At 63.1% G+C, this 13,828-nt stretch carries 13 protein-coding genes; 8 read left to right on the top strand and 5 right to left on the bottom strand.

Annotated features, from left to right (window positions below):
- Window positions 1-188: 188 nt before the first annotated feature.
- Window positions 189-746, bottom strand: coding sequence for a DNA-3-methyladenine glycosylase (locus AC5J09_RS09965; protein WP_324764544.1), 558 nt, complete (start codon window positions 744-746; stop codon window positions 189-191).
- A gap of 211 nt (window positions 747-957) precedes the next feature.
- Here AC5J09_RS09965 and AC5J09_RS09960 point away from each other — a divergent pair, with 211 nt between their 5' ends.
- Window positions 958-1,509, top strand: a complete 552-nt coding sequence (locus AC5J09_RS09960; protein ID WP_324764545.1) for a methylated-DNA--[protein]-cysteine S-methyltransferase — start codon at window positions 958-960, stop codon at window positions 1,507-1,509.
- Between the two features lies 1 nt (window position 1,510).
- On the top strand, window positions 1,511-2,776 hold the full coding sequence (locus AC5J09_RS09955) for an adenylate/guanylate cyclase domain-containing protein (RefSeq protein ID WP_324764546.1): 1,266 nt from the start codon (window positions 1,511-1,513) through the stop codon (window positions 2,774-2,776).
- A gap of 47 nt (window positions 2,777-2,823) precedes the next feature.
- Here AC5J09_RS09955 and AC5J09_RS09950 read toward each other — a convergent pair whose 3' ends face one another.
- The 3 genes from AC5J09_RS09950 to glgA all read right to left on the bottom strand — a co-directional run bounded on the left by AC5J09_RS09950 (window position 2,824) and on the right by glgA (window position 6,411).
- Window positions 2,824-3,600, bottom strand: a complete 777-nt coding sequence (locus AC5J09_RS09950) for an ABC transporter substrate-binding protein (protein WP_324764547.1) — start codon at window positions 3,598-3,600, stop codon at window positions 2,824-2,826.
- 133 nt (window positions 3,601-3,733) lie between these two features.
- The gene (locus AC5J09_RS09945; RefSeq protein ID WP_324764548.1) at window positions 3,734-4,645 is read right to left on the bottom strand and encodes a DMT family transporter; all 912 of its coding nucleotides are present in this window, start codon (window positions 4,643-4,645) and stop codon (window positions 3,734-3,736) included.
- Between the two features lie 305 nt (window positions 4,646-4,950).
- Window positions 4,951-6,411 carry a glycogen synthase GlgA gene (gene glgA / locus AC5J09_RS09940; RefSeq protein WP_324764549.1) on the bottom strand — a complete coding sequence of 487 codons (1,461 nt, stop codon included), beginning with the start codon at window positions 6,409-6,411 and terminating at the stop codon, window positions 4,951-4,953.
- Between the two features lie 323 nt (window positions 6,412-6,734).
- On the opposite strand from glgA, the gene AC5J09_RS09935 reads away from it, so the two are divergent.
- The gene (locus AC5J09_RS09935) at window positions 6,735-7,196 is read left to right on the top strand and encodes a YbhB/YbcL family Raf kinase inhibitor-like protein (RefSeq protein WP_324764550.1); all 462 of its coding nucleotides are present in this window, start codon (window positions 6,735-6,737) and stop codon (window positions 7,194-7,196) included.
- 21 nt (window positions 7,197-7,217) lie between these two features.
- Entirely contained in the window at window positions 7,218-7,778 is a 561-nt protein-coding gene (locus AC5J09_RS09930; protein ID WP_494297534.1) for an SH3 domain-containing protein, read from the top strand.
- 57 nt (window positions 7,779-7,835) lie between these two features.
- Here the strand turns inward: AC5J09_RS09930 and AC5J09_RS09925 are convergent, their stop codons facing one another.
- A complete protein-coding gene (locus AC5J09_RS09925) occupies window positions 7,836-9,431 on the bottom strand; it encodes a winged helix-turn-helix domain-containing tetratricopeptide repeat protein (protein WP_324764551.1) in 1,596 nt (531 codons plus the stop codon).
- Between the two features lie 255 nt (window positions 9,432-9,686).
- Here AC5J09_RS09925 and AC5J09_RS09920 point away from each other — a divergent pair, with 255 nt between their 5' ends.
- From AC5J09_RS09920 to AC5J09_RS09905, 4 genes are all read left to right on the top strand, one after another.
- Window positions 9,687-10,439 (top strand): SDR family oxidoreductase, encoded by a 753-nt coding sequence (locus AC5J09_RS09920; protein ID WP_100671338.1) that lies wholly within the window; start codon window positions 9,687-9,689, stop codon window positions 10,437-10,439.
- Between the two features lie 78 nt (window positions 10,440-10,517).
- Window positions 10,518-10,931 (top strand): cupin domain-containing protein, encoded by a 414-nt coding sequence (locus AC5J09_RS09915; protein ID WP_324764552.1) that lies wholly within the window; start codon window positions 10,518-10,520, stop codon window positions 10,929-10,931.
- An 87-nt stretch (window positions 10,932-11,018) separates the two neighbouring features.
- Window positions 11,019-12,116, top strand: a complete 1,098-nt coding sequence (locus AC5J09_RS09910) for an HlyD family secretion protein (protein WP_324764553.1) — start codon at window positions 11,019-11,021, stop codon at window positions 12,114-12,116.
- Window positions 12,113-13,765, top strand: a complete 1,653-nt coding sequence (locus tag AC5J09_RS09905) for a DHA2 family efflux MFS transporter permease subunit (RefSeq protein ID WP_324764554.1) — start codon at window positions 12,113-12,115, stop codon at window positions 13,763-13,765. The genes AC5J09_RS09910 and AC5J09_RS09905 overlap by 4 nt, the downstream gene beginning before the upstream one ends.
- Window positions 13,766-13,828: the final 63 nt, after the last annotated feature.

Here is a 13,828-nt window from a genome sequence, read left to right as displayed (position 1 = left end):
GAACCGTCGATACATTTGTCCTTTAATCTATCCGATCGGAGGACAACGACATGCAGAAGATCAAAGTGCTACAGCGATATTTCGCGTCCGATAAGACGCGCCGGGGTGTAGCTTAAGGACAGAAGCGGGTCTCCGTGTCAACTTGAACGGGTATCGGGGAACGGCTTCACCGGACCGGCGAAGCTGCTTCAGAATTTGCGGCTCACGAAGGATGAGCCGGCCAGCCCGAACCGCCAGGGCTGTTCTGCCGCCTTGGTTATGCCGACGCGGATGCCGGTGGCGACCGGTGGCTTCGTGGAGGGCGGGGTGAGGCGGAACGGCTCCTCTCCGAGGGGCAATCCGTCCAGCTCCCGGCTGATCGCCAGCGCCTGTCCGACACGTCCCGGCCCGGAACACAGCAGCCTCTCTTCACGGACGCCACGTCTCGCCCGCATCGTCTCTATGCCCCATTTCGGTTCGATCGCGCGGATCAGGACGGCGCTGCCGGGCAGGCAGACGAAATTCAGGCACCAGTGCAGGCCGTAGGAGAGATAGATGTAGGCATGCGCCGGCGGACCGAACATGGCGCGATTGCGCGCCGTGGCGCCTGCAAAACTGTGCGACGCCGCGTCGTCCGGAAGATAGGCCTCCGTTTCGACGATAACTCCGCCGACACCGGAAACGGTGAAATCGGCGCCGATCAAATCAGCCGCCACCTGGACTGCGCTGCGCGCGAAGAAGTCGACTTTTGAGGTCAAGCGATGCACCGGTCGGTTCGAGTTATCCGCATCCTCGCAAGAGATCCGGCGAGCGCCAAGGCATGAATGACGAAAATCAGATGGTCTTTTTTAGCCGCCCCCTAGGGAAAACGGGTTGAATTGAAGGCCCGGGCGCACGATTCTCCATGAAGGAATTCGAAGCGCTACAGCGACCCGGTGTGCCTCGATCGGCCATGCGGTGCTGGAGGAGAGCGAACTCATGAACCACTACCATATTTTCGAAACCGTGCGCGGTTTCTGCGGCATCGCCTGGAGCGATGCGGGCATCACGCGCTTCCAGCTGCCGACGCGAAGCGCCGAATCCACCGAGCGACTGCTTCTGCGGCGTTTGCCGGACGGAGCCCCGCAAGAGCCACCGCCGAGGGTTGCCGAAGCGGTTGCGGCGGTGAAGGCCTATTTCGAGGGAAGGGAGACCGATTTTTCCCGCTTCGATCTCGATCTGCAGGGACAGGACGCCTTCTTCGATAAGGTCTATCAGGCCGCGCGAAAGATCCCGTGGGGAAGCACGACGACCTACGGCGCGCTTGCAAAGGAGCTCGGCGCAGGCCCGGAGGCGGCCCGGGATGTCGGCCAGGCGATGGCGAAGAATCCCGTGGCACTGATCATCCCGTGCCATCGGGTTCTCGCGGCCGGCGGCAAGATCGGCGGCTTCTCGGCGCCGGGCGGTTCATCCACGAAGCTCGGAATGCTCGAAATGGAAGGCGTCAAGGTCGCTCCGCCGGAGCCCGCGCAGCAATCCCTGGGGTTTTGAAATGGCCATCACGAATCCGAGCGAGGCGAACGTCGCGGTTCAGTCTCCGACGGAGCCACACCCGCCTTTGCCCGGCGAAAGCGAGGGAACATGGCCGGCGCGGCGGCGCCGGATCATCGACTGGCTCGTCATCGAGACGCGCGATGAACGCTTCATCGACAACATCTTCGTGGAGATGTGCGACAGGCTGGTGGAGGCGGGCGTGCCCGTCGCCCGCGCCACGCTTCATTTCAGAATTCACCACCCGCAGTGGATCGGTGCACGGATTCTGTGGCGAAAGGGCCTGGCGGATGCGGAGCTCGATACCTATGCCTATGGCGTCGAGGACACCACCCAATATCTGAGCAGCCCCTTGCGCGATTTCAACGAGGGGGCGGAAGAGGTGCGCAGACGCCTTGACGACCCGATGGCCGCGGGTCCGGATTACCCGCTCTATGACGAACTGCGCGCGGAGGGACTGACCGAATACATCATCTGGCCGCTGCTCCATACGCTCGGCAAGCGGCACGCGGTGACCTTTGCGAGCGACAGGCCGGGCGGATTTAGCCCCGATGATCTCGCCTTCCTGAAGGACATTCTGCCGGCCCTGGCGCTCGTCAGCGAGATCCGGCTGAAAAACCGCTTCGCCCGCACGCTTCTCGAGACCTATGTCGGGCCGCATGCGAGCGAGCAGATCCTTGCCGGAGCGACCACGCGCGGCAGCGGCGTGACGGTGGGTGCCGCGATCCTCATCTGCGATCTGCGCGACTTCACGAAGCTGTCGGACCTGTGGCCCCGCGACGACGTCATCGAACTCCTCAACGGCTATTTCGATGCCATGTCGGAACCGATCGAACGGCACGGCGGGGAGATCCTGAAATTCATGGGCGACGGGCTTCTGGCGATCTTTCCGCTCAGCAATCCGTGTGCCTGCAGTCAGCTTCTCGGAGCCATCGGCGAGGCGCAGGCCGCTCTTGCCGTTCTCAACGAGGAGAACCTGCGCAAGGGCCACGATCCGCTCGGCTACGGCATCGGCGTCCATGTCGGCGATGTGATGTATGGCAATATCGGTTCGCGCAGGCGTCTCGATTTCACGGTGATCGGACCGGCGGTCAACATCGCCTCGCGGCTCGAAACCCTTACGAAGGAGCTGAAGCGTCCGGTGCTGCTCTCAAGAGCCTTCGTCGAAAAGGCAGGCTGTAAAGGCCAGATGGAAAATCTGGGTTCCTATGTCTTGCGGGGGCTCGACGAGCCGGTCGATGTGTTCGCGTTTTCGGGGAGAAAATAGATTGTGCCTCTCATCCGGCCGGCAGGCCGGATGAGAGGCATGCGCCGTCACTTCATCGTATAGACGTCGATGGTGAAATACTTGTCGTTGATTTTCTTGTAGGTCCCGTCGGCGCGGATCTCGTCGAGTGCCTTGTTCACCCTCTCGCGCAGTTCATCGTCCTCCTGACGGACAGCAATGCCGACGCCGTCGCCGACGAATTTTTTGTCGGTGATCGGCTCGCCGATAAGCTCGCAGCAACCCTTGCCGTCGTCATTCTTGGTGACCCAATCGAGCAGCGGCAGCATGTCGCCGACCTGCAGGTCGAGCCTGCCGTTGACCATGTCGAGATTGGCTTCGTCCTGGGTGGGATAGAGCTTGATCTCGGCATCCGGGTAGACGGCGGCGATATAGTCAGCCTGGGTCGTGCCGGCCTGGGCGCCGATCACCTTGCCCTTGAGCGCCTCGTTGCTGAAGTCGTTGATGCCGGCACCCTTAGGTGCGGCATGGGTCATCGCGGCGAGGTAATAGGGATTGCTGAAAGCCACCTGCTTCTTGCGCTCCTCGGTGATGAACATCGAGGCGATGATCATATCGTACTTCTTGGCAAGCAGGCCCGGAATGATGCCGTCCCAATCCTGGGCGACGACTTCGCACTCGACCTTCATGCGCTCGCAGAGCGCGAGGCCGATCTCCACGTCGAAACCGCCGATCTTGCCGCTGGAATCGACGAAGTTGAAGGGCGGATAGGCGCCCTCGGTTCCGATCTTCAGCTTTTCCGCAGCAATGGCGGAAGAAGACAGTGCAGTGCCGGCGAGTGCCAGTGCCAGAATGAGTTTTCGCATGTTCGTTCCCTCGGTTGCGCCTTTGTTCGGCGCTTCCAAAGAACTTTAGGGACAGATGTTACATAAGCGAAATCGATAGGCGCGATAACCGATATTCTTCGCGTTGATGCAGGCGGGGAACGGCGACGGGCACTCAGCCTTTCAGCCGCCCCTGCCTTTTCAGCTGCTGTTCGCGGAAGAAAATGAAGAGGCCCGAAGCGACGATGAGGGCGGCGCCGATCACCATCGACAACCGCGGCGTATCGCCGAAGATCAGCCAGCCGAAGAAGATTGCCCAGAAGAGCAGCGTGTACTGCAGCGGGGCGACCGTTGCGGCGTCGGCGAGCTTCAGCGCCCGGTTGACGAGCACATGGGCGATCATTGCGACGGCGCCCAGCAGGCAGATGAGCGCCGTGTCGACCGGTTTGAGAGGTGTCCAGTCGAAGGGTGCCCAGACGAGGCCGGCGACCGCGGCACCGACGATCTGCCAGAAGGCAAGCGTCGTATCCGGAGTGCCGCGCAACGACCGCCCGGAAATCATCATGAAGGCGAAGGTCATGCTGCCGAGAATCGAGATGACGGCCGGCAGCGTGAAGGCCTGTGACGACGGTTCGAGCGCGACGACGACGCCGACAAATCCGATGCCGATCGCCGTCCAGCGCCGCCAGCCGACAGGTTCTTTCAGCACCAGCGGCGAAACGGCCGCGACATAGATCGGCGCCGCCAGCCAATAGGTCATGACGTCGGCCAGCGGCAGATAGACGACAGCGAAATAGAACGCGACCACCTCGGCCGTCGAGGCGACGACGCGGGCAAACTGAAGGCCGGGCCGCTCGAGGGTGAAGAGCTTTCTCGGGCCGCTCACCCACAGAAAGGGCGCCAGCAGAAGGGCAGCGGCGATGCTGCGGATCAGGACCACCTGCCCGACCGAGTAGGTGGCGACGAGCCACTTGCCCATGACGTCGTTCACCGAGAACATCAACATGCCGAGGAGCATGACGACCACGCCGGCGCGGGCGGCGCCGTTTTCACGGGTAAGGTTGCCGGGGACGCTGTCGACGGCCATGGGTGCGAATTCCTTCAGAGCGGGACCGCGTTTTCCGCGGAACATTTGCGGACAGGAGCTCGGGCTTAAGCGAATCCGGCGTTCTGGCCTGCCGCAGCCATTCGCATATTCGGGCGGCGCAATCCATGCCGCACTGCTTATCAATTCATCACCTTTGCGAATGATAGCATTCCGCGAAATTGCGGAAGGCGGGGCACGCACCCGCTATTGCGCTGGCGCATTTCCGCTTTCCTCCGAATGCTCAGCCCTTTGCTTTCGAAGCTCCGGACGGAAGACCGCTGCGCAGTTTTCCTGGAATTTCCAGGTCAGGCGCTGCCGACCAGGCGCATGTCGGGATTGAGGAGTTCGCTGTAAAGCTCCGCATAGCGGGCCGCACTGCGATGCCACGAGCAGTCGGTTTTCATGCCCTGCCGCCGAAGTCCCTCCCAGACGCGTCGCAGCCGGTAGAGCCGGAAGGTGCGGCGCAGTGCATGGCGTAGCCCGTCCTCGTCGATGGGCGCAAACTGTATGCCCGTCGCGACATGGGCATGGAGCGCGGCATCGTTGGCATCGATGATGGTCTCAGACAGGCCGCCCGTGCGGGCGACGACCGGTACGCAGCCGTAGCGCAGAGCGTAAAGCTGCGTGAGGCCGCAGGGCTCGAACCGGGACGGAACGAGCATCGCATCCGCGCCGGCATGGATCCTGTGGGCAAGCTGCTCGTCATAACCGATGCTTACGCTTATGTTTTGCGGGTACCGTCGCATGAGATCCATGAATGCGGCCTCCAGCTTCTCCTCGCCTTGCCCATGGATAATCAGGGTGCCGCCATTCTTGACGATCTCGCCGGCGGTCGCAGCGAGCATATCCATGCCCTTCTGCCATGTCAGTCGGTTGACGCTGGCGAAGACCGGACCGCAGGTGTCCGGCAGGCCGAAATGCCGGAGCAGCACCTGCCGGTTGGGCAGGCGGCGAAGCGGCACGCGTGCCGAATAGTGATGCTCGATGCAGGGATCCGAGGTTGGATCCCACACTTCCAGGTCTATGCCGTTGACGATGCCCACGACATCCGCATGCCGCTCGTTCATCACGCCTTCGAGCCCCATGCCGAAGGCCGGAGACATGATTTCCCGCGCATAGGTGGGGCTGACGACCGTGATCGCATCGGCTGCCTGCAGGCCGCCCTTGAGGAACCCGATATCGCCGTAATATTCGACGCCGTCGATCGAATAGGCGTCCGCCGGCAGGCCGAGCTCGGGGAAGTAGTGGGCCGGGAATTGCCCCTGGAACGCGAGGTTGTGCACGGTCAGGACGCGAGGAATGATGTCGTCGCCTGCGTATTTCAGATAGACGAGGCTCATCGCCGCGTGCCAGTCATGTGCGTGAATGATATGCGGCCGCCAGTTGGGAACGAGCCCGCCCGCGATTTGCGATGCGACCAGCGAAAAGGCGGCGAAGCGCTTCCAGTTGTCCGCATATTCCCGGCCATGCCTGTCCACGTAGAGAGCCCCTTCCCGGTCATAGAAGGCCGGCGCATCGAGCACGAAGAGATCCAGCCCCTGAGCCCTGGCCGCGATAAGGGTGGCGCGTTCGCCGAACAGGTTTTCGAACGCGGCGACGGGGGTCGCGTCGCTGAGCGCGCGCATGACGCCGGGGTAGCCCGGAACGAAGCTGCGCGTGTGGATGCCGTGAGCCCTGAGTGCTTTGGGGAGCGATCCCGCTACATCTGCCAGGCCGCCGGTCTTGACGAGCGGAAAAATTTCGGCCGTGACAGACAGTATCTGCATCGCTCATGTTCCGGGAAACGTGTTGACTGCAACCGGCCCACTCGCCGCCGATGTGCCCTCCATCAACACAATCACGAGGATCAAAGTTCCGGTCGTCCGGCGAAATTTTATCCGCCTAATCGGGAGCTGTTCGTGCGGCTCGGATTTGCGGCGCCTGCCGCCTTCGGGAACACAAGTCGCGGCTCTTGGTTCTCCTATTCGCGCGAGGAGGCGCCGATGGGGCAATGCCCCGCGCTCTCGTTTCCGTAGCAGCCGCGCCGTGCGTCCCGCCGGACCTGCAAAGATTGCTGCGGCATTTGCTTGTACATGGAAGGAGGCAACTGATGACCTTCAGTCTGATCAGTCCCGTATTCGCCGACGGCCAGCCGATACCGCAGAAATACACCCGTTTCGGCGAGAACCTGTTTCCCCCGCTGAAATGGACGGGCACGCCCGAGGGAACTGAGAGTTTCGCGTTGATCGTGGAGGATCCGGATGCGGTGAGCGGTTTGTTCCGCCATTGCGGAATTATCAACATTCCCGGCAATTGGACCGAGCTCCCGCAGGCCGTCGATACCGGCCCCGAACGTGGGATCAAGTTCATGAAGAACGATTTCGGTAACGCCCGTTACGACGGGCCGCAGCCGCCTTCCGGAACAGGCGTGCACCGTTACCGATTCAGGCTCGCCGCCCTCGACGCGGTCAATCTTTCGATCCCCGACGACGTGGGCGCGGCGGAAGCCTGGGAGAGGGCCTGCAAACATCTCGTTGGAGAAGCGGAGATCGTCGGCACATACGAAGGCTAGGGTGTTTGATCCCGCGTTTTGATGGTGCATTATTTTCCGTGTAACGGAGGGAATCACCATGGGCCAGGCTCTACACGGGAGGGCAGGATCCCCCGCTCTTTGGGGAATAACGGACTGATCCGTTCAACCTGTTCTTCTGTGAGCCAAAACAGAGTGACATGGGCGATCCTCCTTGCCATTATGAATCACGATAAGCCGAGGGTTAAAATGCCTAAATACGGTAGTATAGAAGGTCATAACTGTTCGGTTGTCGAGAACTGGGTAGCAACGTACTCGGACCCTATTCAGGTCGCCAATGGCGAGACAATAGAATTGGATGGGCGAGTAGATGTATGGGATGGGCACACTTGGCTTTGGGCGAAAAATCTCGAAGGAAAAGAGGGCTGGATACCCGACTGTATCGTATCAAATGAAGCTCCCTTCAAGGCAACGGAAAGCTATAGCGCTATGGAACTCACTTGCCGAAAAGGACAAAGCTTAAAAGCGCTAAGGGTTCTGCACGGTTGGGCGTGGTGTTCAGACGAGAACGGGAAAAACGGCTGGGTGCCAGAGCGGAATCTACACATGATTAATAGGTCCTGACCCTAGATCTAAGCACTTCCAGAAACGGTGTGTCCAGCGGCTTTCCGCCGCATCCGGTCACTCGGGCAACCCGGCCAACCGCAGTCCGTCCGCGAAGCGCGCGAGATCCTCCGGGCGATGGATCGGCAGCCAGTCCTGGAGGTCGGAAAGGCGCAGCGACGGGTCGAGCCGGCGCAGGCGCTGCATCGCCCGTTGCGCTTCCTCCGTGCGTCCGGCAAGGGCATGGCTCGCCGCCACCAGGGCGACCGCGACCAAAAGGCTGGGCAGGTTCCCCAGCGCCCTTTCCGCCCAGACCAGAGCGGAATCGAAACGGCCGGCGAAGAAATGCGCGAGTGCCGTTCCGGCCTGCATCCGGAACATTTCCTGGTCCAACGGGCTCAGACGGGCTGCGTGCTCGATATGCTCGATCGCACTCTCCGGTTCACCGCGGAAAACGCGCAGGAAACCGCCTAGAAACCAGGCGGGGGCGAAGTTGGGGTTGAGCAGCCGTGCCCTGTCGATGAGCGCGATGCCGCCGTCCAGGTCTCCGACGAGATGTCCGAGCGCGTGCCCGCTTCTCGTCAGCGCTACGGCATCGTCCCGGCCGAGTTCGACCGCCCGCCGCGCCAGGCGCGCTCCCTCGGCTATTTCTTCGCCCCGATCGACCATCCAGCCATTCAGTTTGCGCCAGAAGTAACACCAGGCTGCCCCGGCATAGGCAGACGCAAATTCCTGATCGAGCTCGATCGCCCGATAGAACAAGGGCAGTGCGGCCTCGATGGCTTCATGGGTTCCGCTATGCAGTTTTGCCATTCCGCGCAGATAATAGTCGTGGGCGTCGAGGCTTTCCGTCGGCTTGCGCTTGGCGCGCTCCATTTCCGCCCGCTCGACCTGCGGTGCGATAGCGCCGACGACGCTTTCCGCCATCCGGTCCTGCAGCTCGAAAATGTCGTCCAGGGTGCCCTCGAAGCGCTCCGCCCAGAGATGCGTCCCGGTTGTCGCGTCGATGAGCTGCCCGGTTATGCGCACCCTGTTTCCGGATTTGCGCACGCTGCCTTCCAGCACGTAGCGCACGCCAAGCTCCCTGCCGACGTCCTTCACCTCCACCGCCCGGCCTTTATACCGAAAGCTCGAATTGCGCGCGATGACGAACAGCCAGCGGATGCGCGAAAGGGCGGTGATGATGTCCTCCACGATGCCGTCGGCGAAATATTCCTGCTCCGGATCGCCGCTGAGATTCTGAAAGGGCAGGACGGTGATGGAGGGTTTGTCCGGAAGGACGAGCGCGGAGGGTGCTTCTCCCGATCCGCCGGAGGCCTCTAAAGCGACGCCGGCACCGACGGGCTGTCGGACTTCTGCGGTCCCTCCGACCCTGATGTCGCCGACAAAGCGGAAGCCCTTGCGGGCGACCGTCCGGATCAGGCGCTGCTCCCCGCCGGTGTCGCCCACGGCTTTGCGAACCGCATTGATGTGGCTGGTGATCGTCGACTCCGAGACGATGCGGCCGCCCCACACCGCTTGGAGCAACTCGTCCTTGCTGACGACGCGGTCGCGGGTGCCGACGAGATGCAGCAGGAGGTCGAAGACCTGCGGTCCGACGGACACGACCTCGCCGCGCCGGGTGAGTTCCCGGCGCTCCTGGTCGAGCACGTAGTCTCCAAACATGAATTGCACTTCGGCATCCCCTGGCCGACCGCCCTCGGTTCGCTATCCGGGCAACCGGCGAATAATATCTGATAGCACGCCATCGCGTAACTGGCTGCTCCGCCGGCAGCAAGGCATGCCGGTCGAACAACCGTTCTTTGGACGAAAATCCAAGCTTCCTTGAAGGGCAATTCAAGCCCGCCACAGGGACTTCCCCGACGCGCGCAGGCACTCTCCCTTCAGACCGACGGCAATGGTTGCAGTCGAGAGAAGCGGAGACAAGCGATGAAGATCGTCGTTATCGGAGGCACCGGCCTCATCGGATCGAAACTTGTGAAGAACCTTCGCGAGCGCGGCCACGATGTGCTCGCAGCCGCCCCCAACACGGGCGTGAACACCATTACCCGCGAGGGCCTCGCGGGGGCGCTGGACGGTGCGGATGTCGTCGTCGATGTGGCGAATGCGCCGGTGTGGGAGGACAAGGCGGTCCTCGAATTCTTCGAGACGTCGGGCCGCAACCTGCTGGCTGCGGAAGCTGCCGCCGGCGTCCGCCACCACATTGCCCTGTCGATCGTCGGCAGCGAACGTCTTCCCGACAACGGATATTTCCGTGCGAAGGTCGCGCAGGAAAACCTCATCAAGGCATCCGGCATTCCCTACACCATCCTGCGTGCCACGCAGTTCTTCGAGTTCGTCGGCGGCATTGCCCAGTCGGCCGCCGTCGGCGACGAGATACGCCTGTCGCCGGCGCTGATCCAGCCGATCGCCTCCGACGACGTGGTGGCAGCGCTCGCCGAGGTTGCGGTCGCGCCGCCGGTCAACGGCACGCTCGAAGTCGCCGGGCCCGAGGCGATACCGCTCGATGAACTGGTCAGGCGCTTCCTGAGGCAGACCGAGGACCCGCGCAAGGTCCTGCCCGATGTCCACGCGCGCTACTTCGGCGCCGTGCTTGACGATCAATCGCTGACCCCCGGCAAGAACCCGCGCCTCGGCGCGATCCGCTTCGAGGATTGGCTCGGCCGCCAGGCCGCGGGCTGAAGCTCCCGCGAACAATCGAAAAGCCGACGCGGCACGGGGCCGCGCCGACACCACAAGCGCTCTCAAAGGAGAACTGAAATGTTCACGCGATTTCTCTCGGCCGTTGCTCTTGCAGCGCTCTCGTTCACTGCAGCCTCGGCAGGCGACCGGCCTGCCGGCAAGGTGACCGTCGTATTCGATCACGCCCTTCCGAACGTCCCCGGCAAAAGCATGCGGGGTGTCCTTGTCGAATACGGACCGGGCGGCGGGTCGCCCGCCCACACGCATCCGAAGTCGGCCTTCATCTATGCGACGGTGCTCGAAGGTGCGATCCGCAGCAGCGTCAATGGCTCCCCGGAAAAGGTCTATCAGGCCGGCGAAAACTTCTACGAAGATCCAGGCTCCCGACATCAAGTCAGCGCGAATGCCAGCGATAGGGAACCTGCACGGCTGCTGGCGGTGTTCGTTCTCGACACCGAGGAAACGGAGCTGACGACACCCCTCAAGGAGTGAACGGGAAGAGCGCTCATCAACGCTGCAGCTCTGGCGCAGACCCCTGCGCCGGGGCTGCGGCAACCGGCACCAACAGGAATTGAGAAGATGAAATCGCTCGAGGACAAGGTCGCGATCATCACCGGCGCAAGGTCCGGGAACGGTGTCGCCGTGGCGCGACCCGACAGGAAAAAGATGATCGGCCTGGCGCTGTGCCTGGGGGCGGCCGTCGTCGTGGTTGCCGGATGGGCCTGGGCCCGCGAGAGCGGAGCGGCGTCGACCGACAACGCCTATGTCCGGGGGGATGTTACCGCGCTTGCCCCAAAGGTCGCGGGCTACGTCACGGCGGTCGAAGTCGAGGACAACCAGGCGGTCCGGGCGGGTGAGGTGCTCTTCCGGATCGACGATCGGGACTACCGCGCAAAGCTCGCGCAAGCGGTGGCCAATGTCGAAGCGGCCAAGGCGCGGCTGGCCAACGTCGACGCGGAGATGGCGCTTCAGCATTCCCTGATCCGCCAGGCCGAAGCGCAGCGACGTTCGGTCGTGGCCGAGTTGAACCTGGCGACCAAGGCCTCCGACCGCCGCCGCGAGCTTATCCGCAGCAACACTATCAGCCAGGCACATGTCGACGAAAGCGACGCGGCGAAATCGAGGGCCGAGGCGAACCTGTTGGCGGCTTCCGCAACGGTGGAGGCTCAGCAGCAGCGCATCGCCGTGCTTGCCGCACAACGTGAAGCCGCGGTTGCTGCGGTGGCGCAGGCGGAGGCCGCGCGCGACCTCGCCCAGATCGATCTCGAGAGCACCGTGGTGCGCGCGCCCGTCGGCGGCGTCATCGGCAACCGGCAGGTCCGTGTCGGCCGGCTCGTCGCGCCGGGCGCTTCGCTGCTCGACATCGTTCCGCTCGACAATGTATGGATCGTCGCGAATTTCAAGGAAACCCAGCTCGAAAATATCCGGCCCGGTCAGCGCGCCAGCATCACCATCGATGGTTACCCGAGCGGGACGCTTGAAGGCGTGGTCGACAGTTTTGCGCCCGGCAGCGGCTCTGCCTTCAGCCTGCTGCCCGCAGACAACGCCACGGGCAACTTCGTCCGCGTCGTCCAGCGCGTTCCGGTGAAGATCCGGTTTGCCGGCAATCCGCTGTCGGGCCGCCTCGTGCCGGGCCTGTCGGCGCGCGTCGAGATCGATCTGGAGAGCGGTTCATGACCGTCGCCACCGCCACGACGGGCCGCGACACATCCGTGGCAGGGGGCCTTCTCGTCGCCGGCATAGTCCTTGCGACGCTGACCGAGGCGATCGCCAGCACCGTGCTCTCGCTCGGGCGCGGCGATATCATCGGCGACACATATGCGACGCCCGACGAGTTCGCCTGGTTGGATGTCGGCTACACGGCTTTCAAGCTTATCGGGTTCATGGCTGCCTCGTGGCTGATGAACCGCTTCGATCCGCGCAGTCTGATCGTCGGCTCGACCCTGGTAATGGGCATGGCGTGCGGCATCGCCGCCATGACGGCCCGGCTGGACCTTCTCGTCGCCCTTCGAATGATTCAGGGCTTTTCCGGCGGCACCCTGCTCGTTGGAGGCCAGGCGATCATCTTTCTCGCTTTTCCGCGGTCCCGCCAGCCGGTCCTCCAGGCCCTGTTCGCGATGGGGTCCGTCGTCGCTCCCGCAACGATCGCCCCGGCGCTCCAGGGCTGGCTGCTCGATAGCCAGTCCTGGACATGGATCTTCTTCAGCATCGTTCCGCTGGCGCTGGCGGCTGCCGGGCTTCTGCTGATCGCGCAAGCCCCGATGCCCGCACGAGGCGAGCGGCGGCCGTTCGACTGGATCGGCTTCTGCCTGATTTCCATTGCGCTCTTCTGCTTCACCTACGTGTTCAGCCAGGGCAGCCGGTGGGACTGGTTGGAAGAGCCCCGGATCCTGTGGCTGGCCGTGATCGGTACAGCCACGCTTCTGGCCTTTCTCGGTCAGCAGGTGCTCGCCAAGGGACAGGGCCTGTTGGACTTTACCCTGTTCGAAACGGAGGATTTCTGCTTCGCCTTCATCGTCAGTTTCGTCGCCGGCGCCGCATTGTTCGGGAGCGCGTTCCTGATCCCGTCCTTTGCCGTGGCCGTCCTTGCCTTCACGCCGACAGACGCCGGGCAGCTCCTGTTGCCGAGCGGTGCGCTCTTCATCGGCGCGCTCCTCATCGCCGCCTTTCTCATGCAGCTCCGCCGTGTTCCTCCGGTCGCCACCGTGCCCTTCGGCATCCTGATGATCATGGCGGCGATGTGGATGCTGTCCGGATCGACCAGCGAAAGCGGCGCGGGCGACATGATGGCTGCCCTCCTTTTGCGCGGTGCCGGCCTTGGCTTCCTTTTCCTGTCCATCACCCTGATCGCCTTCAGCAATCTCAACAGCCGCAATCTCGCCTCCGGCATCGGCCTCTTCAATACGGGCCGCCAGCTCGGCGGTCTCATAGGGGTCGGCGCACTCCAGACGCTTATCGAGCACAACGTCTCCCACAACCTCGCAGTCCTCGGCGCCAGTGTCACCGCAGGAGCCCCCAGGGTCGCCGAGCGGCTGACGACCACCGCTGCCATGCTGACGGCAAAAGGGATGGACGCGGCTGCCGCAAGCCGCGGAGCGGCGAACCTCCTCGGCCGGGCCGTGGCAGGTCAGTCTACCGTGATCGCCTTCGACACCGCCTTCAACGCGATCGCCCTCCTCTTCGTCATCGCCGCCCCCGTGCTGGTCGGCATCAAGATCGGCCTCTCACGCTATGCGAAAGCGCGTGCTGAAAAAGGCCGCGCCGGTGTGGCGGCCAGGCCATCGGGTCACCGGACCTTTCCGTCCAAGCGCGTGTCGGCATCATAAAGGTCTCGCTTTTCGAAACACCGTCAGTTACCCGTACCGTCGAGATCAGCTCGTTCAGTTCCA

This window comes from Sinorhizobium sp. (genome assembly GCF_059070375.1).
The sequence above is the reverse complement of the archived record's forward strand: the minus strand, read 5'-3'. Positions and strand labels throughout refer to the sequence as shown.

Excerpts from the sequence above, each read along its gene's own strand:
- AC5J09_RS09960 (WP_324764545.1), top strand. The coding sequence starts at position 958 with ATGAACCACTACCATATTTTCGAAACCGTGCGCGGTTTCTGCGGCATC.
- AC5J09_RS09955 (WP_324764546.1), top strand. The coding sequence starts at position 1,511 with ATGGCCATCACGAATCCGAGCGAGGCGAACGTCGCGGTTCAGTCTCCG.
- AC5J09_RS09950 (WP_324764547.1), bottom strand. The coding sequence starts at position 3,600 with ATGCGAAAACTCATTCTGGCACTGGCACTCGCCGGCACTGCACTGTCT.
- AC5J09_RS09945 (WP_324764548.1), bottom strand. The coding sequence starts at position 4,645 with ATGGCCGTCGACAGCGTCCCCGGCAACCTTACCCGTGAAAACGGCGCC.
- glgA (WP_324764549.1), bottom strand. The coding sequence starts at position 6,411 with ATGCAGATACTGTCTGTCACGGCCGAAATTTTTCCGCTCGTCAAGACC.
- AC5J09_RS09935 (WP_324764550.1), top strand. The coding sequence starts at position 6,735 with ATGACCTTCAGTCTGATCAGTCCCGTATTCGCCGACGGCCAGCCGATA.
- AC5J09_RS09930 (WP_494297534.1), top strand. The coding sequence starts at position 7,218 with ATGGTGCATTATTTTCCGTGTAACGGAGGGAATCACCATGGGCCAGGC.
- AC5J09_RS09920 (WP_100671338.1), top strand. The coding sequence starts at position 9,687 with ATGAAGATCGTCGTTATCGGAGGCACCGGCCTCATCGGATCGAAACTT.
- AC5J09_RS09915 (WP_324764552.1), top strand. The coding sequence starts at position 10,518 with ATGTTCACGCGATTTCTCTCGGCCGTTGCTCTTGCAGCGCTCTCGTTC.
- AC5J09_RS09910 (WP_324764553.1), top strand. The coding sequence starts at position 11,019 with ATGAAATCGCTCGAGGACAAGGTCGCGATCATCACCGGCGCAAGGTCC.
- AC5J09_RS09905 (WP_324764554.1), top strand. The coding sequence starts at position 12,113 with ATGACCGTCGCCACCGCCACGACGGGCCGCGACACATCCGTGGCAGGG.